The following is a 23,297-nucleotide window of genomic DNA, read 5'->3' on the forward strand; positions in this document are numbered from 1 at the left end:
GGTGTTGGAAACGGCACCTGTACAAGACTTACAGTCAACAAATTAATCAATAAGGAGTGATCATGGCAGAACTTACCATTGATCCTGCGAATGTGCGAAAGGCCCTCGACGACTTCGTCGATTCGTACAAGCCCAGCGACACTCCCACCCAAGAGGTGGGCTATGTCGCCACGGCCGGCGATGGCATCGCGCATGTAACGGGACTGCCTGGTTGCATGGCCAACGAGCTGCTGACGTTCGAAGACGGCACGCTCGGCCTGGCTTTCAACCTTGATCCCCGCGAGATCGGCGTGGTTATCCTCGGCGACTTCGCAGGTGTCGAGGAAGGCCAGGAGGTACGGCGCACCGGAGAGGTGCTTTCCGTGCCGGTCGGCGACGGATATCTCGGGCGTACGGTTGACCCTCTGGGCAAACCGATCGATGGCTTGGGTGAAATCAAAAGCGAAGGCCGCAGAATTCTCGAGGCTCAGGCCCCGGACGTTATGCATCGTCAACCCGTTGTGGAACCGCTTTCCACGGGTTTGAAGGCCATTGACGCGATGACACCGATCGGCCGTGGTCAGCGACAGCTCATCATCGGCGACCGTCAGACCGGCAAGACCGCCATCGCTATCGATGCGATTTTGAACCAGAAGAGCAATTGGGAGAGCGGAGACCCGAAGAAGCAGGTGCGTTGCATCTACGTGGCTGTCGGCCAGAAGGGTTCCACCATCGCCTCGGTGCGTCAGAGCCTTGAAGAGGCAGGTGCGATGGAATATACCACCATCGTGGCCAGCCCGGCTTCCGATTCCGCAGGTTTCAAGTACATCGCCCCCTACACCGGCTCGGCCATCGGCCAGCACTGGATGTATCACGGCAAGCATGTCCTCATCGTCTTCGACGATCTGTCGAAGCAGGCCGAAGCTTACCGTTCGATTTCCCTGCTGCTGCGTCGCCCGCCGGGGCGTGAGGCCTACCCGGGAGATGTCTTCTATCTGCATTCCCGTCTGCTCGAACGCTGCGCCAAGCTCTCTGATGACCTTGGCGGCGGCTCGATGACCGGTCTGCCGATTGTGGAGACGAAGGCGAACGATGTGTCCGCCTACATCCCGACGAACGTCATTTCCATTACTGATGGTCAGATTTTCCTGCAGTCCGATCTGTTCAACGCCAACCAGCGCCCCGCAGTGGACGTCGGCATCTCGGTCTCCCGCGTCGGTGGCGCGGCCCAGACCAAGGCGTTGAAGAAGGTTTCCGGTACCTTGAAGATCTCGCTGGCACAGTATCGTTCGTTGCAGTCCTTCGCGATGTTCGCCTCCGACTTGGATGCGGCTTCCAAGGCGCAGCTGACGCGTGGCGCCCGCCTGACCGAGCTGTTGAAGCAGCCTCAGTTCTCCCCTTATTCGATGGAGCAGGAGGTCGTCTCCGTGTGGGCCGGCACCCATGGCAAGCTCGACGATCTGGAGATCGCTGACGTGCTGCCTTTCGAGCATGGTCTCTTGGATTATCTCGATCACAACACCGACATCCTGAAGACGATTCGTGACACCGAAAACTTCACCGCCGATACGGAGAAGGCTCTGGACGCAGCTGTCGAGGAATACCGCGGCAACTATGTGACCAAGGCCGGCAAGCCGTTGGTGGTCAAGAAGTCCGACGTCACCACGCCTACCAAGATCGAGCAGGAAAAGATTGTGGCGGGGGATAAGTAACCCATGGCTTCGCAACTCGGATTGAAATCACGTATCAACTCCACCACGTCGTTGGGCAAGATCTTCAACGCGCAGGAGATGATTGCTTCTTCGCATATCGCCAAGGCCCGCACCGTGGCGCTCAATGCGAAGCCATACAGCGACGCGATTTTCGATGCCGTTCAGGCGCTGGCCGCACATACCGATATCGATCATCCGATCGTCAAGTCCACGGAAAAGAACCCTCGGGTCGCCGTTCTGGCCTTGACGTCGGACCGCGGTATGGCAGGTGCCTATACTTCGTCGATCATTCGCGAGACGGAATCGTTGCTCACGCGCCTCGATAAGGAGGGCAAGCAGCCTCTGCTCTATGTTTACGGTCGTCGTGGCGTCTCCTATTATCGTTATCGCAATCGCAAGATCGCGGCGACGTGGGAAGGCAACACCGACCAGCCGGGAGCGGAAATCGCTAGGGAAATCGCAGATCGGCTGTTGGGCGATTACATGAAGACGGCCGCGCAAGGCGGTGTATCCGAGCTGTATATCATCTTCACGGAATTCGTGAATATGGTGGTGCAGAAGGTTCGCGTGCTGCGGATGCTGCCCGTCGAGCTCGTGCGCAACGGTGACCAGAAAGCCGGAAGCGCTACGGGAACCGAGCAGGGTGCTGGCGTGCCGTCGACAATTGACCAAGCTGGAACCGATGCGGCAGCCGTGGTGCAGGACGATGACACTTCGCCGCTTTACGCTTTTGAGCCGAGCGTTGACAAGGTGCTTGATGCGATTCTGCCGAAATATGTGCAGTCACGCATTCATGAATGTCTGTTGACCGCTGCCGCCTCAGAGACGGCAAGCCGACAGAACGCCATGCACACCGCGACCGACAATGCCAACAATCTGATCGATTCGCTCACGCGCCAGCTCAACGCTTCGCGTCAGGCCTCGATCACCCAGGAACTTACTGAGATAATCAGCAGCGCAGACGCGCTGAACAAAGAGGAAGAGTAGGAACGCACATGGCTGAAAACGAGTCAACGGCTCAGTCCACAGCGACCTCCGCCGATTCGGCGATTGATCTGAATGCCGGACGCATCACCCGCGTCCAGGGTTCGGTCATTGACGCCGAGTTTCCGGCGGGGCACCTGCCCGACATCTACAATGCCCTGAAAGTCAAGATCAGCAACGTGGGCAACACCGAAGGCGAGACCGTCAAGGAGATTACCCTTGAGGTCGAGCAGCAGATCGGCGATTCCACGGTGCGCGCCGTCGCATTGAAGCCTACTGATGGCCTCGTGCGTGGCGCGACGGTCACCGACACGGGCGGCCCCATCGAGGTGCCGGTCGGCGACGTGACCAAGGGACATGTGTTCGATGTCACGGGCAATATTCTGAACGCCAAGCCCGATGAGCATATCGAAATCAAGGAACGTTGGTCCATCCATCGCAATCCGCCGGCCTTCGACCAGCTCGAAAGCCGCACCAAGATGTTCGAGACGGGCATCAAGGTTATCGATTTGCTGACCCCGTACGTCGAGGGTGGCAAGATCGGCCTCTTCGGCGGCGCAGGTGTCGGCAAGACCGTGCTGATCCAGGAGATGATCCAGCGCGTGGCGCAGAACCACGGCGGCGTCTCCGTATTCGCCGGTGTCGGCGAGCGTACCCGCGAGGGCAACGATCTGATCGGCGAGATGGGCGATGCAGGAGTTCTGGAGAAGACCGCGTTGGTCTTCGGCCAGATGGATGAGCCCCCGGGGACGCGTCTTCGCGTGCCGCTGACCGCTCTGACCATGGCCGAGTACTTCCGTGATGTCGAAAACCAGGATGTGCTGCTCTTCATCGACAACATCTTCCGCTTCACGCAGGCGGGTTCCGAGGTCTCCACGCTGCTCGGACGTATGCCGTCCGCCGTGGGCTACCAGCCGAACCTGGCCGACGAGATGGGCTCCCTGCAGGAGCGCATTACCTCGACCCGTGGTCACTCGATCACCTCGTTGCAGGCCATTTACGTGCCCGCCGACGATTACACCGACCCGGCCCCGGCCACGACCTTCGCCCACTTGGATGCGACCACCGAGCTTTCGCGTGACATCGCCTCCCAAGGCATCTACCCGGCCGTCGACCCGCTTTCGTCCACGTCGCGAATCCTCGATCCGCGCTACGTGGGCCAGGAGCACTACGACACCGCGAACCGCGTCAAGGCGATTCTGCAACGCAACAAGGAGCTCCAGGACATCATCGCCCTGATCGGCATCGACGAGCTCGGTGAGGAAGACAAGACCACCGTCAACCGCGCCCGCAAGATCCAGCAGTTCCTGGGTCAGAACTTCTACGTCGCGAAGAAATTCACCGGCTTGGAAGGTTCCTATGTCCCCGCCGACGAGACCGTCGAGGCCTTCAAGCGCATTTGCGACGGCCAGTACGACGAGCTGCCCGAGCAGGCGTTCAACGGCATCGGTGGCATCGATGACCTCGAGCACAAGTGGCACGACATGCAGAAGGAATATGCGTGATGGCCAGCTCAACGATGAAGGTGAATATCGTCGCCTCCGACCGCCCGCTATGGACCGGTGAGGCGAAGTCCGTTTCCATCCCCGCAAGCGAGGGTGGCATGGGTCTTCTGCCTGACCACGAGCCAATACTGACGGTAATCGACAAAGGCACGATTTCGGCCGTTGACGTCGACGGCAATCGTCACAGCTTCGAAGTGACTGACGGCTTTGCGTCCTTTGATTCCAACTCGTTGACCGTCGCTGTGGAAACCGGCGTGGACACCAAGAAGGATCCAACGGCGACCGCCGACTAAGTTTCGGCCGGTTCGTTGACGACTTTCGTCAAAATTGCGGAGACATCGATACACTCGATGTCTCCGCTTTTGCTATTTCTTCGCTGCCTGATGAGTGACTTGTTCAAAAGGTAACCGATTGTTTCCTCGGGTTATGATGGGTCGAACTTCTGGGTTTCGCCCAGAGGCTCGGGTAAAGTGGCAACGTGCGAATTATTGTTGCTGACTGCTCCGCCGTCTATTCCGGGAGACTCAACGCCTCGTTGCCCATGGCCAAGCGCGTGTTGATGATCAAGGCTGACCAGAGTCTGCTGATTTTCTCCGAACTCGGCTCCTACAAGCCGCTCAACTGGATGGCCGCGCCCTGCACCATCAAAGAGGTCACGCCGGAACCTGAAACGAAAAACAGAGACGACGTAATGGTGTCGTCAAGTCAAGAAGAAAATGTCGAAACAGTGCCAGGGGCGGAAGACTACATCGCCGCGAAGGATTCTGTTCAAACCGATACCGATGCTGATGCGAATGCGAATGCGGAACCATTGCCGGAGAAGGTGTTTCGCGTAGCCGCGCAGAAATCGACTGACGTACTTGAAGTGACGGTGCAGCACGTCTATTCCGATGAGACCTACGATTTGGGGGAGGACCCGGGCCTCGTTAAGGACGGCGTCGAAGACCACCTCCAGTATTATCTGGCCCAGCAGATCGAGCGCATCGGCAAGGGCGCGAAACTCGTGCGCCGCGAATACCCCACGCCCGTCGGCCCGGTCGACATCATGGCAATCGACGGCAACGGCCAGCACGTCGCCATCGAGATCAAGCGCCACGGCGGCATCGACGGCGTCGAACAGCTCACCCGTTACGTCAAGCTCTTGAACAAGGACCCGTTGCTCGCCCCGGTTCGTGGCATGTTCGCCGCTCAGACCATCACTCCGCAGGCCAGAGTCCTCGCGACCGAACGCGGTTTCGATTGCCTCATCCTCGACTATGAGGACATGAAAGGCACGGATGACGACAGCTTGCGTTTGTTCTGATGAAAATCAGCACTAAATAAAAACTGCCGGACTGTTAATTCGATGTTCTGCCACTGCGGTCTGGTTGTAATCTATCTGTCTGTCTAATTTGGCCGGAATCGGGTTATAGGCCAAAAAGAGTTGGTTACAACTGGTGTTCGGCCTATAACCCCAAATCGAAATTTGTGTGGAGCGTGGCGAGATACGAAAATTCCCGGACATCACGCAATGATGAATGTCCGGGAATTTCTGTCCTGATTTAATTGTCAGATTCTTGCAGCCGAATCACTGCTGGGTCTGCATCTCGCCATAATCGTAGAGGATATCGACCACGAAGTAGAGCGTCGAATTGGCGGGAATCTTGTCTTTCGACTCGCTGCCATAGCCCAAAGACGGAGGAATGACCAGCAGTACCTGCGAACCGACTGTCTGACCGGCCAGACCTTGAGTCCAACCCTTGACAACCTGTTGCAGCGAGAACTGCGCGGGCTTGCCGCGGTCCCACGAGGAATCGAACTTCGAGGGCTTTCCGTCCTTGTCCATCACCCAGCCGGTGTAATGGGCGTCGATGGTGTCCTTCTCATCCACTTTCTGGCCCTTGCCTTTGATGAGCGGCTGGACCACCAGGTCGTTGCCGGGCTTGTAGCCGTTGAAATCGATGGATGGCGCGCCTTTTTCGCCGAGCGTCACTTTCGGCAGGTTTGCCGGCACGTCGGTGACCTTGTCGCCCTTAGCGCGGGTGATTGGCTTGGATTGCGAAACCAACGTGATTGCCATGATGTAGGAGGTGCTGGTCTTATTGTGGTCGTTGATACCAAAAGCCACGGTCGAATTGATCTTCTGGTCTTTGAGCACATTGTAATATGTCTTGTTGGTGATGCCCTCTTCGTTCATCACCATCGAGCAGTCGGGTGTATTCTTCTCCCAAGTGCTCATCATCTCGCTGCCATCCTTGGCGTTGAGCGCGATGCCTTGAATACAGACGTGGTTGTCTTTTTGAATGGCGGCACCGTTACCTTTTTGCAGCACGACGTAGGAATTGTTGACCACGCTCATCGGGGTATGGAAGGTAATTTTCGGCTTTTTGCCAAGTGCCCCTGTGGCTTTGACCCCGGCCATCTGTGTGTCTTCAGAGGAATTTGTGGATTTGTCGCTGTTTGACCCGCAGGCGGCCATGCCTAACGAAAGGGCGATGGTGCAGGCTGCGGCAAGAATGCGAGGGAATGCTCGCGAGTGATTGTTGCTCATAACCCACCACATTAGCCCTGAACCCTGATTTACCTACGATTGCACCATTTGGCGAGAATTCCCAGCCTCGTTCATCTATGAACAAAAGAATCGGCAAAGCTTGTCTACCTGAATTTTCAAGGTTTGATAACGATTCTCGGACATGGTTCATGCGTATCTGGCTCAAAAGAGGGCTGTTTTCCCAGACTTCTATCGGACAGGCCTTGTAGAATATAAGGCGATATGACTTCAGAACACGATAAGCAGCACAAGCACAACGCAAAGCCGACCAAACACGCGACTATCATGCGTGGCGTCGTCGCGCCTGTTTTCGGCCTTCTTGCGGTGCTGTTCATCGTCCTTGGCACCTTGAATATGACCGTTTGGAAGCCGGCGCATGAGGTGAGCGCGACCGCTTCGATTTCCGGAACCCGCTATGTCGTCACCGATTCGGGCATGCTGAACCTGCTTGCCAAATCTGTCAATGTAAAAGTGAGCACGCAAGGTAATTCGGCTAAGTCTTCAGCCCAATCCGATAAAACCGGAAACGCCGAATCCGTGGCGTCGACCTGCGTGGCCTTGGGCAATGCGAAGGATGCCACCGGTTGGCTTGCCGGTCAGGACTACACCCGCGTCACCGGGCTGGACGGTTGGAAGGCACTTTCTACCAAAACCGCGACCGGACCAAAGCTTGCGGCTGCGCAGGGGGACGGCGAGGTAGCGTTCAAGGACTCGGATATGTGGACGAGCGTGAAGTGCGGCGACTCCGCGATTACGATGAACCTCGATGATGTGAAGAACGATCAGGTGCTGATCGTCGATATGGGGGCGTCCGCGGGGAAATCGTCGTCCGTCAAGAAGTCGGCGCAGCCAAGCGTTAGCGTTACGATGCATTGGGTGCGCGATCAGGTCCCGAATCATGCTATGCCGTTCTTCATCGCGGCCGGCGTGTGCGTGGTGCTGACCATCTTGTCCGCTTCCATCTTTGCGATCATGGCCAACGAATCGTTCAAGCGCAAGCGGGCGAAACGCCGTGAGGTACGCGAAAAGGCGAAGGCTGAAGAGGTTTCCATTTCTGAGGCCATGACCGGCAGCATCGCCGTGCTCAAGACGAGTCTGACGCATTCGAGCCATAACCATCGTCCGTCTCATAAGATTCAACCTTCCGATCTTGCGGGTTCGGGGGCCTCGTCCTCAGCCGAAAATGGCGGGGCTGGTGCGGCGAGTAATGGATCGCTGCTATCTGCCGGTACAGGAGACGGGCTTTCGGACGCCGAAGTTTCGGCACCCAGCATCATCGACCCAACCAGACGCAATCTTGTGGCCGATATGCAGATGAGCAACGACACGGACGAAGATGCTGAAGATGAAACGGATACCGCAGAAGAAACCGCGTCCGATTCTCATCAGGTTCTTGGCGGCCCGTCCGCCGGACAAACCGGCGAAACCGAAACCGACCAACCTCAGGGTTCCGAAACGGAAGATTCCAGCGAGCAGGCTGCAGCGTCACCGACTACCACGGATACGGCTTTCACACAGGCACACGAAGATGCTGATACTGCAAATACTGATGAAAATCATCAAGATATGAGCCGTTTCGCGCGGCACCGCGGCAAGCCAGAGCAGGAATCCGAATCCGATGCTGCAGCGCCATTGACCACGGTGGGCAGGCATTCGCGGCATGCCGCCGCCAGCGATGCCAGTGATGATTATCTCCGTAGTGCAGATAGTGCCGATAATCGCGATGGCAGCGACAAGCGTAACGATGCCGGTGATCGAGATGACGCCAACAATGCCAATGGCCGTGAAGGAAAAGGTGTCGACTTCAGAACTGCCAGCGTGGCCGTGTCGCTTGAGCATCAGAAAGGCGACTCCCAATCCGGCAACGCCGAACATGCAAACACTCAAAACGGCGAGGCTCGAACGGCCTCAAGTGCTGACGAATTAATTGACAAGAACCACGCGCAGGCTGAGACCACGGTGATTTCGGCGGACGATCTCCGTGCGTATTTCGCCCGTTTCTCTTCCGAAACGTCAGACGGTGATACGGCGAACAGTGATACGACGAACGGCGAGGCCGGGCCCGCCCAGGCCGATTCGGAAGCAACCGGTGAGGCGTCGAATGTGCGCGGGGACGGGGAAACGGAATGAGTACGAAAAAACTGTTGAAAACATTGACGGCTGTGGTACTTTCAGCGGCAACGATGGTTGGCGCTGCTGCGTGCGGCGAACAAACTCCGCAACCGCAGGGGGCGCAATCCTCAACCCAGACCCCGGACATCACCGAAGCCCAGGAAAAGGCGATACGCAAGACGACTCTCAATATTCTCGACGCTTCGGACAAGGCCAAAAACCCTGACGGGCTTTCGGCACGCGTCACCGGCCCGGCCCTTGAAGTGAGGACCAGCGAACTGTCGATTGCCCAGGCCACCGGCGCCATCGACCCCAAGGCCACCATCCCGAAAGACATCGCGCAAACGATCATCCCCACCCAATCGGGCTGGCCGCGTTCCGTTTTCTCGATCACCACCACCACACAGGACCAACAGTCCAAGCGTTTGCTGGTGATGACCCAGGCGAGCCCGCGCAGCAATTACAAGCTATGGGGCGTCGTCAGGCTCTTCCAAGGCGCGAAACTTCCGGAGTTCGCCATTCCGTCAATCGGTGCCAGCATGGGCTCTGCGGATGATTCGGGCCTCTCGCTTTCCCCGCAGCAGACAGTGGAGGATTATGCGGATGTGCTGACTCACGGACAACAGAGCAAGTTCGCTTCGAAATTCGGCAATGATTATTTCCGCGACGATTTGGCCAAGCTTTCCGCAACGGTCCAGGAAGGCATGGAACGCAACCATGGCACGCAGACGCAGACTTTCGCCCCGGTCAACAACCAGATTTCGGTGATGCGATCCACCGAAGGCGGCGACTTGGTGGTCGCGCAGATCAATTCAGAATGGACGCGTACCGCCGGCGAAGGCCGCGAATCGCAACCGGCCAGCGACGCCGAGCGTGCGCTTTTCGGCCAAGGCAAGGCCACCGGCACCATGAAAGTGACCTACGTCAACGTTCTGGCCTTCTATGTGCCGCCGGCCAAGTCCGGCAAAAAGGTGGTAGCCGTGGGCGCCGAGCGTCAGCCGATCAAGGTCGAGGCGCTCTAGGTCGTCGATTCTGTCTTTTGTTGCGCTTATCGGGTTGCACGAAAGATAGTCGAAGAATCGTAGCCAGATGATTACAATCGGATAATCATTAGCATTGCTTTACTGCCTTTATTGCCACGATTTTCTTTATTCTCATGGTCCGCCGACAGGCAAAGCAGCGCTCTGTGGGGACGGGCGGCAGGTAGATTAGACATTGTTATGTACGTATCGGGCAGATAGCAAGTCCTGTGTCGCAATGGCGCAGCGAGAAAGAAGGCACTTTTGGCAGCAGCAAACAATCCTCAGTCGAATCCGGGCATTTCATTGGCGGGTGCGGTCGATTTGAGTTCGATCAAACATCAGGTGCAGGCCGAGCCGGGTCAGGCCGGCGGCGCCCCGAGCGCGGGCGGCTACGTCATCGATGTCACCGAGGCTACGTTCCAGGCCGTTTTGCAGACCTCCGCCACGTATCCCATCGTGCTGTTGCTGTGGATTCCGACCGATGATCGGCTATTTTCGATGGCGAAGAAACTCGGGGATGCCGTCAATGGTATGAAGGGGCAGGTCCAGCTCGCCCGCGTCGACATCAACGCCGAACCCGGCATCGCCCAAGCCTTCCAGATTAAGGGTGCACCGGCGCTGTTCGCGCTCATCGGCGGACGGCCGATGCCGATTCTCGAGGGCCTGCCGAGTGATGAGGAATTGACGCAAATCACCGATACCTTGCTGCCGCAGATTGTGCAACTGGCTCAGCAGGCCGGTGTCACGGGCACTGCGCCGTATTCCGGCGATCCGGATGCCGATGCGGCTGCGGGCGACGAAAGCGGAGCTGACGCGGCCGAACAGGTGCCGCCCGAGCATCAGCAGGCTCATCAGCTTGCGGCCGACGGCGACTATGCCGGTGCTGCCGAGGCCTATGCTCAAGTGCTCGAAGCCAACCCGAACGATACCTTGGCCGCCCGCGAGCGTTCCAAAGCCTTGCTGCTGGCCCGTTCCGGCAGCGCCGACGTGCGCGAGGTGCGTGCCGCTGCGGCTGAGCATCCCGATGATGTCGATGCGCAGCTTGCCGTAGCCGATGTTGACATGATCGGCGGCCAGATCGAGGATGCGTTCTCGCGGCTCTTGGACTTCCTTGCCGCTGGCCACAAGGCCGACCTAGAGCCGGTACGCAAGCGCCTGCTCGAGTACTTCGTCATCCCCGAGCCCGACGACCCGCGCCTCAAGGCCGCCCGCCGTCGTCTCTCGACGCTGATGTACTGAGACTGGTCGTTTCTCGATCCTAAAAGGTGCCCTTTTTCTGACGATACTGCCAGAAAAGGGCACCTTACTTTTTTCAGTGTGAATGTTTGCGACGCTGCCGTCAGAAGGCCGCGTCAGAAGTTGATGATTCGTGGCGATTGTGGCCGTAGATCTGCTCGAAGTGCGGGCCCTGTTCGGCCAGCTCGCGGTCGAAGTCCTTGCTCCAGGTGCTGAAAGGTTTTCCTGCAAGTCCGTCGTTGGAGAAGCGCGCCTGATCGGTGATTTCGGTGACGCAGAAATCCGGGATGATGAGGTTCGTCACCGGTCGCGAACGTTTGGCTTCGGCCACGATGAGCGGTGCGTTGGAGCCACCGAACACGTCGATATCCCAGCCGTCCTCGCCGATCCAAGCGGCAAAACGGTTCTTGATAATGACCTGTCCGCCTCGCTTGATGAGTTCCGCGGCGATGTTGGCGTCGATTTCGCGCTCGGCCTCGTAACGAGTGCCGCCCACTGACGGTCCTTTGATGGCGACGGATGCTTCGGTGAAGCTGTCTCGATATTGGTCGAGCACAGCCATCGCGTCGGTATCGGCGTTCATTTCGATACGGATTTTCCGGCTTACGAGCCGCACGCGTAGCGCATAATTGTCGGAGTGAACGTAGTAGCTCTGCACGATAAGCGTCGGCGCACTGCCGTCATCCAGTTCCGCGGGCATCGTGTGGCAGAAGAACCGCCGGTCGAATTCGAAATCGTTCATTTCAGGAGACATATTCCAAGTCTAGACGAAATGGGGGCGTTATGCACTTTCTTGTGCATATATGTGAATCGAAACGGCAGAAATGTGTGGGGATGATCATTTCCATGAGCAGCGTCTGCGGATAGTTATGCAACGTTGTGCCGCTTGCTATTGGATTCGGGACTGCCTGGCACCCATCCTTCACCGCCGTCGAAGCCACGCCGTTGGTCGGCTGCGGTGCTATGCTGTAACAGTTGTTTGGGTCCGTAGCTCAGCTGGATAGAGCGTCTGCCTCCGGAGCAGAAGGTCGTGGGTTCGAATCCCATCGGGCCCACAGATTCGCTAAAGTGCACTTAGTTTTATAATATTTTTTAGTCTTTTATAATTAACGATGGGCTTCAGATATGAAATCGAACAGCGCCAAAGATGTGCGGTCGGGAAATGTGGTAATTGCGATAAAGCGGTATTTTCGCAATGCTGATGTCTTTGCGCATCCGTTACAGCTGATTCGGCGAGCGCTGGTACTGGTGAGTGGCGTGTTCGGGCTGTTCTGGGCCATTATAATGCTCGTTTTTATTGTCGAACCACTGAATATTCTGACTAGAATCACGCTTGCCCTTCTCGGTGCACTGTCGGTTTTTCTGCTTGGCTACTCCATGTTTATGGCTATTTTCAGGGCTCCTTTACCGATTACCAAGCGTATCAAGGCGTTTGGCGTACCGGCTATCTTGCTTGGTTCACTTTTGGCGTTAGTGGCAACGATTTTTGACAGGTTCCACACTCAGGGTCTATGGACCATTGACAACGAAAATTTCAGTATGGTGCTCATTGCGTTTACTGCGATTTTTACGTTGCTGGCTGTGGTCTTGTCTTTCAAACTTCACAACGGATACTACCGTGCGAATGCTTCGACTCAGTGGGAAAACGGAAACGAGCGTCAGACCGTTAGTGCTAGCGCAGTGAAACGTCGGAACGAACGTTCTGTCGGTTCGCTTTCCGTTGGCGGTGTTGTGACGCTGGATCGAAAGAACTACGGTGCAAGCGAGGCTGAATTGTCAGAATTGCCGGGTAAGGCCGATTCGCCACAACTTGCTCAAATTGCAAATTCTCCAAACGTCAAAGTTTCCGTCGAGTCCGGCCAGTCCCTTATCCTTTCCAAACTCAATGCCAAACGGGATTGGTTGGGTGCCTTGCAAAGCGCGGCAAAAGCCAGAGACTATCGCGTCTTACTGGGTGATAGATCCATTGATTGTCTTCCCGAGGAAATCGATTCTTCGGCTAGCTCAGCTGATTTGGCCGGTTCAACCTGTCCGGCTGGCTCAACTAGTCCAACCAGTCCAAATGTTTCAACCGCAACTGCCACAGGACGCCGGGATTCATATCGTCTGCTCTACGAAAGCGGTATGTATCATATTGTGCGTTTGCGGTCTGAGTCCGACGACTCAAGATCGAAGATCGCTGATTTTCTGAATCCGACGAGCGCAGTCTTTTATATGGTGCTGCTAATGGAGGATCCTCAGGCCTCCAGGCCTGCTGCAATATCGAATCTTGCTGAAACTTATCATGGCGAGGAATGGAAGGTGCCCGAACGTGTGGCAGGCGTCATCTCCTCCGAATATTTCAGTTGCGGCAAAATATTGACAGGGCGCGTGTGCATCGGGAAGAGCGACGGGCTCTGGTGCGTAGTGTATTGCGATTCCATATCAGGTATAGAAAGTGGCTACTATCCGGCCCAACCCTGCAAGACTTACCCGGAGGCGTTGCAGAGAATGGCGGATATGGCTTGGTCGTTGCAACGTTCTGTCGGTCTGGCCAGGGAGCTGGATATCTCCTATTCGACCGATGCCGAACAGTCGACCGCAATGTTCATTTCCGGGCGGTCAAGGTGTTCCGCTTTCGATGGCCAGCCAACGCTCTATGTCCCGACTTTCAGGCTCGGCAAGAAGGTTGCGGCGATAGGCGACGACAACGGTGCGCTCGCCCATGGCGACTGGAGCGATATTTTCTATACCGACGAAAACACGGAAGGGCTTTGCGAGCAGAATGCGGGAGGCACGAAATACCGGCCCACGCGCATGGTGATTTTCGAGTTCGCCTTGATCTGCTTCGGTACGGCGTTATTCCTGGCTGGTTTCGCGTTGCTGTTTGCCATCGACATGCGGGACGAGAGCGTGGGTGCGATTACTGCTGTTTGTTTGGCGCTTCAGTCCTTGCTGTTTGCGATTTCTGGCATTTCACTGATTACATTGGTGAAGCGGCTGACTGAAGCTGGTTATCGTTTCTTCCGAATATCAATGACAACGTTGATGGTAGTTTCGCTGTTCTTTTTGGTGCTTTTCTTGTTGCAACACAACCAATTCACCGTTTGTGTGTTTTTCGGCTTAGCTATGGCGCCTATGGCGATCGGCTCCGTCTCTTCGATGGTAAAAAGCCGTGCAAACTAGCAAAATCCTGACATCCACGGACGCAGAAGAATTTCAATTGCACTTTAAACTACCCGCTCCATCGCCAAAAGTTTTCAGCATACTTCAAACCTTTCCGATTTTGACGGGGAGCTGCAAGTGTAAGTGAAACTTTCCGCAGTATCGTTTTAAATTCTGGAATTACTAAAGCAGGGATTTGCAAAGTAGCAATCAATATAAAATTTCGATTCCTCCGATAAGGTTCGAGTTATTTGGTCGAGATTCAGAAGGTTGCCGAGACACGCTAAACTGTGGAACATGAATCCTGAAGCGTTAAGTGAACTTATTTCTGATATTGCACATGAGTTGGTTTCGGCGGGGGACGCCGGCGAACTCACCGTTGATCTGATTCCAGCGGTTGAAAAACTGGCGGTTATGCGGCCGAAGGACCGCGCTCATGGCGATTGGTCATCGAACGTGGCGATGCAGCTGGCCAAGAAGGCCGGCATGAAGCCGCGCGATCTGGCTGAAGCATTTGCGGCGAAACTGCGGGACGCCGATGGCATTGCCTCTGTCGAGGTGGCGGGGCCCGGGTTCATCAATATCACGCTGGATTCCGCTTCGGCGGCCGCAGTGGTTTCGCAGATTCTTGAGCAGGGCGTTGAGGTGGAGCCCGTCGATAAAGGCGTCGAAGTCTGGAAAGGAAAGGACAGCGATACCGAAGCTGCTGGAACCGAGACCGAGGCGAAAACCGTTCATTCCACGAAATTCGGCCTGAACGACCACTTGGGCGGCAAGACGCTCAACCTCGAATTCGTTTCGGCCAACCCGACTGGCCCGATCCACATCGGAGGTGTGCGCTGGGCCGCGACCGGTGACTCCATGGCCCGTGTGCTTGAGGCCAACGGAGCCAAGGTGGTACGCGAATACTACTTCAACGACCATGGCGAGCAGATCAACCGCTTTGCCAAGTCGCTCGTGGCAGCCGCTCACGGTGAGGAAACCCCGTCCGACGGCTACAAAGGCACGTATATCAACGAAATCGCCGATCGTGTCATTGCCGAAGCCAAGGCCGACGGCATCGACGTGCTGAACCTGCCGCGCGTCGATGGCGGCAAAGACAAGGATGGCAATCCGCTCGGCGAGGGCGATTCCGAGCAGCGCGAGGAGTTCCGCAAGCGCGCGGTGCCGATGATGTTCGCAGAAATCCAGCAGTCTATGAAGGATTTCCGTGTTAACTTCGACGTATGGTTCCACGAGAACAGCCTGTATCAGGACGGTGCTGTGGAAGAAGCCATCGCCAAGCTGCGCGAGCAGGGCGACATCTACGAAAAGGATGGAGCCACCTGGTTCGCCTCCACCAAGCATGGCGACGACAAGGACCGCGTCATCATCAAATCCAACGGAGAGTATGCCTACTTTGCCGCCGACATTGCTTATTACTACAACAAACGCCACCGTAACGGCAAGCCTTCCGCGCCGGCCGACATCGCGATTTACATGCTCGGTGCCGATCACCACGGCTACATCGGCCGCATGATGGCGATGTGCGCCGCGTTCGGTGACAAGCCTGGCGAAAACATGCAGATTCTCATCGGCCAGATGGTCAACGTGATGAAGGATGGCAAGGCCGTGCGCATGTCCAAGCGCGCCGGCAACGTCGTCACCATCGACGATCTGGTCGAGGCCGTGGGCGTGGACGCCGCGCGTTATTCGCTTGCTCGCACCGACTACAACACCAGCGTCGACATCGACCTCGACGTGCTGGCCTCGCATACCAACGAAAACCCAGTGTATTACGTTCAGTATGCGCACGCCCGCAGCTGCAACGTCGACCGCAACGCCGAAGCCGCGAAGATCGATGCTAACGTCGCCGATTTGTCGCTGCTTGATACTCCCGCCGACGGTGAAGTGCTTGGTGCTCTGGCCCAGTGGCCGTCCGTCGTTTCGGATGCCGGCGACCTGCGTGCCCCGCACAAGATTGCGCACTATCTCGAAGCGCTCGCCGGAACCTACCACAAGTGGTACAACCTCGAGCGTGTGGTGCCGATGGATCTTACGGATCTCGAGGCCCGCGAAAAGGACGCTGCCAAGCTCGAGGCCGTCCGCATCGCCAAGAACCCTGAGCCTGCCCGTGCCGCAGCCCGTTTGCAGTTGAACGACGCCGTCCAGCGCGTCATTGCCTCCGGCCTTGCGATGCTCGGCGTCACTGCACCCGACAAGATGTGAGAGAAGAATATATAGCAAATCGGTCGCGTCTTCCATTGTGGAACAGCGCGGCCGATTTTTTATGTGTCAGATAGGCTCAATACGAAGAAAGTGAAACAAAGGAGAGGAAAATGGCCGACGAAGGCATCAAATTCACGGATGAAAAATGTTTTACGCGCGATCAGGTCGAGCATCTCTTCCTTTCCGTCGATTGGGTTTCCGGAAAGTACCCGGAACGTTTGTACAAGGCTCTGATGGGTTCCTCCACGGTCTTTTCGGCGTGGGACGGTGATCGGCTTGTCGGGCTGGTGCGGGTGCTGGATGATACCTCGATGATGGCCTATATGCATTACGTATTGGTTGATCCCAAATATCAAGGGCGGGGAATCGCCGGTCACATGGTCGAGATGGTCAAACAGCGTTACGCCGATTACTTCTACATTGAAGTCATGCCGGAAGAAAGCAAGAACGCGACGTTCTATCAAAAGCATGGGTTCGAGATCATGCCGGATGGCGTGGCCATGCAGATTTGCAACGGCTGAATGTTTTCCCGTCACTTTTCTATTTGTCCTAATATCACATTCCCCTTAGGAGATTTCTTGTGCGATTACTGCAAATAAGTTGTCAAGGTGAGATGATTCCTGCATTTTCACGATGATTCGCTATCGTTATGTACAGCTTAAAATTCTATGGTAGACGAACAGAAGAGGCGAAAGATATGGGCATCACTCCGATTTGGCCGGAAGCGACGGCGTTCAATAAAGACGGCGAACTGACGTTCCACGGGCACAGCGCCGCATCGTTGCTCGACGAATTCGGTTCGCCGTTGTACTTGATTGATACCGATGAAGTGCGTGATCGTGCGCAAAAGTTCGTCGCCGCAGCAGCGAAGGCGTTCAATACCAACACCACCCACGTCAGTTTCGCGGGCAAGGCGTTCCTTTCTAAGGAGGTCGTGCGCATTGTTACGCAGGCCGGCATGCACGTTGACACCTGTTCGATGGGGGAGATTCAGATCGCGCTCGCCGCTGGTGCGCCCGGCCGCAGGCTCGTGTTGCACGGCAATAACAAATCCGATGAGGAGATCGAGCTGGCCATCAAGAAAGGTTTTTCGAAAATCGTCGTCGACTCGCCTGACGAACCCGCCCGCATCGCCGCCATCGCGCATCGCCTCGGCAAGCGCGCCCGCGTGATGTTGCGTGTCACCTCCGGCATTCACGCCGGCGGTCACGAATACATTTCCACCGCCCACGAGGACCAGAAGTTCGGTGTCCCGCTGCTTCCGGCGGGTGTTGGTCCGGAAGTACTTGATATTCTCGGTAAGCTCGGCAATGACCAAAACAAGCCGAGCAATACAACTGCCGGTGATTCCGCTTCGTCAGCCTCAACGTCGGTGAATGCTCTGTACAAGCCAAAGCTCGATTACTCCGTAAAATATCCCTACGATACCAGCCATGTCAAGATCTCCGACGAGGAACGCGCGCTCGCCGAAGCCATGAACGCCGTGGCAGACGGGCCGGCGCTCGCCGTGCTCAAAGACATTTACAAGCGTCAGGAAGACCTTGAGCTGGTCGGCATCCATTCCCATATCGGCTCGCAGATTCACGACGCCAACGCCTTCATAGAGGCCGCGCGACGCATGATGCTGCTGCGTAAGACCTTCTACGCCACCGATGCCTACACGATGTCCGAAGTTGACTTGGGTGGCGGCTATTCCGTGGCCTACACCGATGCCGAGGACTCCATGGACATCGATGTCGAGCTCGGCCGCCTCGCGCAGGCCGTCACTTCAATCAACAAGGCGCTTGGTATGCCGGCTCCGGTCATCTCCTTCGAACCCGGCCGTTGGATTGTTGCTCCGGCGGGCGTGACGCTCTACCGCGTCGGCACCATCAAGCACGTCGCGCTGCCGGAAGGCACAAAAGACGAAGCCCGAAACCCAATCAGCGAACGCACCTACGTTTCGGTCGACGGCGGCATGAGCGACAACATTCGTCCGGCCCTTTATGGCGCGGATTACACGGCTCAGCTCGCCAATCGCGACTGTGGCGGTGAGAAAGACGAAAACGGTAATCTCAAGGATTCCATGCTTTCCCGCGTGGTCGGCATGCACTGTGAATCCGGTGATATCCTCGTCCATGAATGCCGCCTGCCCCGCGATCTCAAGCGTGGCGACATTCTCGCTGTCCCCGTCACCGGTGCCTACGGCCGCACGATGGCCAGCAACTACAACCAGGCCCTGATTCCCGCGGTGGTCGCCGTCAGTGATAAAGATGCTCACGTTATGCTGCGCCGCCAGACCATCGATGACCTTCTCGCCCTCGATGTGAGCTGAGAGTACCGGTCTTTCCCGCCTGTCGAATTCATTTCCTAGGATTGGTAAGTCTATACAAGTGCGATGTGTGGTTGAAACGGGAGAGAGCATGGGTCAGGTGGAAGGTTCGTCGCGGCAGCAAACGCAGGACGATGGCAGCGAGGCTGAAGTCCTGCGCAAAGGCATTCACAACAGCGCGACCCCGATTCGCGTAGGTTTGTTGGGTGTTGGAACCGTCGGCTCTGAAGTTGCCAGGATTCTGGTGGAGCAAAAGGACGAGTTGCAGCAGCGCATCGGCCAGCCGCTCGAGATTTCCGGTATAGCCTGCCGCGACCCCGAAAAGGTCGACTTCCCTTGGATCGATAAATCTCTGCTTACGGCCGACACCAAATACGTTGCCACTCATAGCGACATTCTGGTCGAGCTCATGGGCGGTCTTGAACCCGCCCGCAGCCTGGTTTTGAAGGCTCTCGACAGCGGCGCTTCCGTGGTCACCGCCAACAAGGCGTTGCTTGCGAAGCATGGTCCGCAGATTTATCGCGCGGCCGAGGAAGACGGGGTCGATATCTACTTCGAGGCCGCGGTGGGCGGCGCGATTCCTCTGATTCGCCCCCTGCGTGAGTCGTTGGCCGGCGACAGGGTTACCAGCGTTTTGGGCATCCTCAATGGCACCACCAACTACATTCTTGATGAAATGACTACGAAGGGCCTCGATTTCGACGTAGCGCTGAAAGATGCGCAGGCCAAGGGGTACGCCGAAGCCGACCCGACCGGTGATATCGAGGGCGAGGACGCCGCAAACAAGGCGGCCATCGTCGCTTCGCTTGCGTTCCACACCCCGGTGAGCATTGATGACGTCACCATGGAAGGTATTACAAATATTACCGCTGACGATATCGCATTGGCGACAGCAGAGCACAAGGTCATTAAGCTGCTTGCCGTCGTGCGTGACGATAAAGACGGCGTCTCTGCTCGCGTCTATCCCGCGTTGATTCCCGACGATCACCCGCTTGCCAGTGTTCATGGCAGTTACAACGCGGCATTCGTTCATGCGCAGGCGGCTGACGATCTAATGTTCTACGGTCGCGGCGCGGGCGGCACTCCCACGGCATCGGCCGTTATGGGCGACATCGTCACCGTGGCCCGTCACATCGTCCAAGGCGCCACGGGTCCGCAGATCTCGACCTACCAGAAACTGCCCAAGGCCCCGTTGAGCTCGTCCCATGCCGCGTTCGCTGTTCGGTTCTGCATTTGCGACCGGCCCGGCATCCTTGCCGCGATTTCCAAGACTTTCGCCGACCACAACGTGTCCATCAACGGTATCAACCAGGATTTGAAGCCCACCCCGCACGATCCGGGCTATTCCGGCGAGTTGCAGACCCTACGCGTCGTGACGCACCGGTGCAGCGAGACGACATTGCGTGAAACAGTCGATGACGTCTGCAAGTTCGATTTCGTCGTCGGCGAGCCTTCGATTCTGCGTGAGATGTAAGGCTAGGTTCCGTCAGGTCTGCGTTATGCTATTGCTATCGGTTGGTAATAGTTGGCAAATAGGGGTTTGAGGAGACGGGTATGGCAGGAATGGCACCAAAAGTTCGGCAGGTCAAGGTGCGCGTGCCCGCCACGAGCGCGAATCTCGGTTCCGGCTTCGACACCGTCGGCTTGGCGCTGGATTATCACGACGAGCTCACATTTACTATCAATGAAAATGAGCCAGTCGATAATCTGAACAACCCAAATAGTCAACCCGGCCAACGTAACGGGGTCGATTTTTCAGATACCACCGCGAAGGTAATCATCTACGGAGAGGGTGAGGACACGCTGCCCCACGATGAGACGCATCTGGTAGTCTCGGCTTTCCGACGTGCCTGCGAGTCGTTCGGCCTGCGTCGTTTCGGCTTCACCCTTGAGGCGCACAACAATATCCCGCAGGCGCGTGGCATGGGTTCGTCGGCTGAAGCCATCGTCGCAGGCATCGCCGCTGCGGCCGCTTTCGCTCAGGGGGACGCCGATTTCAACCGCGAAACGGTTTTCCAGCTGGCCGCTTCGATGGAAGGCCATCCCGACAACGTGGCTCCCGCGGTTTACGGCGGACTTACGGTTTCGTGGAATTTTCAGACCGCAGAAGGTGTCGGGAGTGTAGGCATTCCCGGCGGCGAGCCGCTGCGTGCCGGATTCCATACCGTCAACTATCCGGTCTCCAGCGCCATGACCGCTGCCGTCTTCGTCCCCGATTTCGAGCTTTCCACGCAAAAGGCGCGTGAAGCTCTGCCGCAGAAGTTGTCATATAAGGATGCGGTATTCAACATCTCCCGTGTCGCGCTGCTCCCAGCTGCGATGAACCCGAAGAGCCTTGTCAACGATTCCGTCAGCCAATCGGCAAATGATAATCTATCGGTTTCCGATAATGTCGATAATCCCACCGTCGCCTCGCGCTCGAACGCTTTGCTTTTCGCCGCCACGCAAGACAGACTCCACCAGCCCTATCGCAAAGGGCTGATGCAGCCTTCATGGAAACTTATCGAAACATTGCGCGCCAAAGGTTTTGCCGCCGCCGTCTCCGGCGCGGGCCCGTGCGTTCTGGTCCTTCACTACGGCGATGTCTCAGCCGAAATCGACAAGGTCGTCGCCCCTCAGCTGGGAAGCGGCCACTGGCGCGTCCTCCATCTCCCTGTCAGTCCCCAAGGCGTTCAGATCGAATTATTATAGTTTGCAGCCAGACCGGGAGTGAAGCGGTGACGTTCGTAATTTCTCGCATTTATATGATTAGCCCTGACATCCGGCGCAAAATTTGGGTAGGGTAGCAATAGATAAGTTTTACGCCGGTTTCGACCGGTGAAATGTTTGGAGTGTTATGTCGATTCCGTTGATTCTCGCCTCACAGTCGCCTTCCCGGCGCAACGTGCTCAATTCCGCCGGCATCAGCCCGACTATCCACGTCTCGCACGTCGATGAGCCGGCCGCGCTTGCCGCCGAGGCCAAGGCGCGTGGTATCGCCGTCGATTCTCTGAGCTGCGAGCAGCGCGTGATGATTCTTGCGCAGGCCAAGTCGCAGAGTGTGTATCAGGCATATCTTCAGGTCGCGCGAGCGGCTCGGAATGCTGGTGGAGAGCAGGTTACGGCTTATCCGCTTGAGGCCGAAGAACAGAATGATGACACCGAGTGCGCTGCAATCTCGGCGGAACCCGCGAACGGTGACCCGACGACGCTGACCCGCGATTTTTCCGGTGTCTCCGTGCCGGTTGAGGCCGAGCCGATGAAGAAAGCTCTGGCCGAACATCCCGGGTTTGCCGTGGCCAAAGTTGGTCCATTGATCATCGGCTGTGATTCCATGTTCCTTTTCGATGGCGTTGCACTCGGCAAACCGCACACGCCGGAAGTCGCGCGCGAACGTTTGATCGCGATGCGTGGCAAGTCAGGCGAATTGTGGACAGGCCATTGCCTGATTGATTTCGCTACTGGACGTCAGGAGCTGGCTTCGAGTCATGCCACGGTGCGTTTCGGCGATTATTCCGACCGTGATATCGAGGCGTATATCGCGTCTGGTGAGCCGTTGGAAGTGGCAGGTTGTTTTACGTTGGAAGGCCTTGGTGGTGCTTTCATCGACGGCGTCGACGGCGACCCGAGTGGTGTGCTCGGTCTGAGTCTGCCGCTGTTGCGCCGCATGGTCGAGAAAATGGGCGTTGCCTGGACGGATTTGTGGAACGCAGGTCTCGGCAAAGTGGCTGCGGCGAAACTTCGAATGGAGGCCGCAAGAACTGCGAGCAACGCTGAGACAAATGCTGATTCCGATTCGGTATCGATAAATGCTGGAAATATTGGAACTGATAACGAATCAGTTATAAGCGAATCCCAAGTAGACACTGGCAAAATCAAGTCCAGTATGAAGGCGAAAACCGTCGCTGCAGCCGCCAGAGCAAAGGCGGAAGCGCAGACCGCGTCAATCGTCCCACCGAAAGACAACGTCCATCAGCCTGGCGATGGTTGGGTGCAGTGCGCCTGCGGCCGTCGTCATTGGGGATTGAACGGTGCTGCCGGGGTCTTGCTTGCACGACGCAGCGAGGAAACCGGCGAAGTCACGGATGTGGTCATGCAACATCGCGCGATGTGGAGCGCGGAAGGCGGCACATGGGGCATTCCAGGCGGGGCGCTTGCGGACGGTGAAAGCCCGATCGAGGGTGCTTTGCGCGAAAGCTACGAGGAAGCCAACATCACCCCGAAAGATATCGAGGTCATCGGCACCCATCGCGAGGAGCACGGCCCTTGGGCCTATACCACGGTTTTCGCTTTCGAGAAGCCGGGCCACGAGGTCAATCCGCATCCCAACGACGACGAAAGCATGGAAATTGCTTGGGTTCCAGTCAGTGAGGTGCCCAAGCGCAAGCTTTTGACCGCGATGAACACCGATTGGCCACATTTCATCGATCGTCTCAATATCTTGGCCGAGGATTACCGCAACCAGTAATCAGCACCTTCATTCACGCCGACAAGCGTGGAATGCGAACTTACGTTTGATTTGCATGGCTTGTATTTGATATATTGTCGGTTCTCGGAATTCGACATAAATGGCAT

Annotated in this window: 16 protein-coding genes, 1 tRNA gene and 2 pseudogenes; 17 read left to right on the forward strand and 2 right to left on the reverse strand. The window is 56.9% G+C overall.

Features of this window, described 5'->3' with window-relative positions; all coding sequences use genetic code 11:
* Positions 1-62: 62 nt before the first annotated feature.
* From atpA to nucS, 5 genes are all read left to right on the forward strand, one after another.
* On the forward strand, positions 63-1,691 hold the full coding sequence (gene atpA / locus PT279_RS01590) for a F0F1 ATP synthase subunit alpha (RefSeq protein WP_277164803.1): 1,629 nt from the start codon (positions 63-65) through the stop codon (positions 1,689-1,691).
* A 3-nt stretch (positions 1,692-1,694) separates the two neighbouring features.
* Positions 1,695-2,678: a F0F1 ATP synthase subunit gamma gene (locus PT279_RS01595; protein WP_277164805.1), complete on the forward strand. Its 984-nt coding sequence runs from the start codon at positions 1,695-1,697 to the stop codon at positions 2,676-2,678.
* Between the two features lie 8 nt (positions 2,679-2,686).
* A complete protein-coding gene (atpD, locus tag PT279_RS01600; RefSeq protein ID WP_277164807.1) occupies positions 2,687-4,180 on the forward strand; it encodes a F0F1 ATP synthase subunit beta in 1,494 nt (497 codons plus the stop codon).
* Positions 4,180-4,473 carry a F0F1 ATP synthase subunit epsilon gene (locus tag PT279_RS01605; protein ID WP_277164809.1) on the forward strand — a complete coding sequence of 98 codons (294 nt, stop codon included), beginning with the start codon at positions 4,180-4,182 and terminating at the stop codon, positions 4,471-4,473. Before atpD ends, PT279_RS01605 begins: the two co-directional genes overlap by 1 nt.
* A gap of 185 nt (positions 4,474-4,658) precedes the next feature.
* Positions 4,659-5,483 carry an endonuclease NucS gene (nucS, locus tag PT279_RS01610; protein ID WP_277164811.1) on the forward strand — a complete coding sequence of 275 codons (825 nt, stop codon included), beginning with the start codon at positions 4,659-4,661 and terminating at the stop codon, positions 5,481-5,483.
* A 264-nt stretch (positions 5,484-5,747) separates the two neighbouring features.
* On the opposite strand, the gene PT279_RS01615 is transcribed toward nucS, so the two are convergent.
* Positions 5,748-6,710 carry an FKBP-type peptidyl-prolyl cis-trans isomerase gene (locus PT279_RS01615; protein ID WP_277164813.1) on the reverse strand — a complete coding sequence of 321 codons (963 nt, stop codon included), beginning with the start codon at positions 6,708-6,710 and terminating at the stop codon, positions 5,748-5,750.
* A gap of 222 nt (positions 6,711-6,932) precedes the next feature.
* On the opposite strand from PT279_RS01615, the gene PT279_RS01620 reads away from it, so the two are divergent.
* The 3 genes from PT279_RS01620 (at position 6,933) to PT279_RS01630 (ending at position 11,083) form a co-directional block, all read left to right on the forward strand.
* The gene (locus PT279_RS01620) at positions 6,933-8,840 is read left to right on the forward strand and encodes a hypothetical protein (RefSeq protein ID WP_277164815.1); all 1,908 of its coding nucleotides are present in this window, start codon (positions 6,933-6,935) and stop codon (positions 8,838-8,840) included.
* A gap of 53 nt (positions 8,841-8,893) precedes the next feature.
* Complete coding sequence (locus PT279_RS01625) at positions 8,894-9,844, forward strand: hypothetical protein (protein ID WP_277165208.1); 951 nt, start codon at positions 8,894-8,896, stop codon at positions 9,842-9,844.
* Between the two features lie 261 nt (positions 9,845-10,105).
* Positions 10,106-11,083, forward strand: a complete 978-nt coding sequence (locus PT279_RS01630) for a tetratricopeptide repeat protein (RefSeq protein WP_277164817.1) — start codon at positions 10,106-10,108, stop codon at positions 11,081-11,083.
* A 100-nt stretch (positions 11,084-11,183) separates the two neighbouring features.
* On the opposite strand, the gene PT279_RS01635 is transcribed toward PT279_RS01630, so the two are convergent.
* Entirely contained in the window at positions 11,184-11,834 is a 651-nt protein-coding gene (locus tag PT279_RS01635; RefSeq protein WP_277164819.1) for a hypothetical protein, read from the reverse strand.
* A 227-nt stretch (positions 11,835-12,061) separates the two neighbouring features.
* On the opposite strand from PT279_RS01635, the gene PT279_RS01640 reads away from it, so the two are divergent.
* The 9 genes and pseudogenes from PT279_RS01640 (at position 12,062) to PT279_RS01675 (ending at position 23,190) form a co-directional block, all read left to right on the forward strand.
* Positions 12,062-12,135, forward strand: a tRNA-Arg gene (locus PT279_RS01640).
* A 70-nt stretch (positions 12,136-12,205) separates the two neighbouring features.
* A complete protein-coding gene (locus PT279_RS01645) occupies positions 12,206-14,245 on the forward strand; it encodes a hypothetical protein (protein WP_277164821.1) in 2,040 nt (679 codons plus the stop codon).
* A 276-nt stretch (positions 14,246-14,521) separates the two neighbouring features.
* A pseudogene (locus PT279_RS09240) lies at positions 14,522-14,863 on the forward strand (arginine--tRNA ligase); the annotation flags it as partial.
* A gap of 108 nt (positions 14,864-14,971) precedes the next feature.
* Positions 14,972-16,432, forward strand: a pseudogene (gene argS, locus PT279_RS01650) (arginine--tRNA ligase); the annotation flags it as partial.
* 110 nt (positions 16,433-16,542) lie between these two features.
* The gene (locus PT279_RS01655; protein ID WP_277164825.1) at positions 16,543-16,953 is read left to right on the forward strand and encodes a GNAT family N-acetyltransferase; all 411 of its coding nucleotides are present in this window, start codon (positions 16,543-16,545) and stop codon (positions 16,951-16,953) included.
* Positions 16,954-17,129: 176 nt separating this feature from the next.
* Complete coding sequence (locus tag PT279_RS01660) at positions 17,130-18,746, forward strand: diaminopimelate decarboxylase (RefSeq protein ID WP_277164827.1); 1,617 nt, start codon at positions 17,130-17,132, stop codon at positions 18,744-18,746.
* Between the two features lie 88 nt (positions 18,747-18,834).
* The gene (locus tag PT279_RS01665; RefSeq protein ID WP_277164829.1) at positions 18,835-20,217 is read left to right on the forward strand and encodes a homoserine dehydrogenase; all 1,383 of its coding nucleotides are present in this window, start codon (positions 18,835-18,837) and stop codon (positions 20,215-20,217) included.
* An 89-nt stretch (positions 20,218-20,306) separates the two neighbouring features.
* Positions 20,307-21,434, forward strand: coding sequence for a homoserine kinase (locus tag PT279_RS01670; protein ID WP_277165210.1), 1,128 nt, complete (start codon positions 20,307-20,309; stop codon positions 21,432-21,434).
* A gap of 145 nt (positions 21,435-21,579) precedes the next feature.
* Positions 21,580-23,190 carry a Maf family protein gene (locus tag PT279_RS01675; RefSeq protein WP_277164832.1) on the forward strand — a complete coding sequence of 537 codons (1,611 nt, stop codon included), beginning with the start codon at positions 21,580-21,582 and terminating at the stop codon, positions 23,188-23,190.
* Positions 23,191-23,297 lie beyond the last annotated feature (107 nt).

Source organism: Bifidobacterium sp. ESL0784, assembly GCF_029433295.1.
In the GTDB taxonomy this organism is placed as follows: domain Bacteria; phylum Actinomycetota; class Actinomycetes; order Actinomycetales; family Bifidobacteriaceae; genus Bifidobacterium.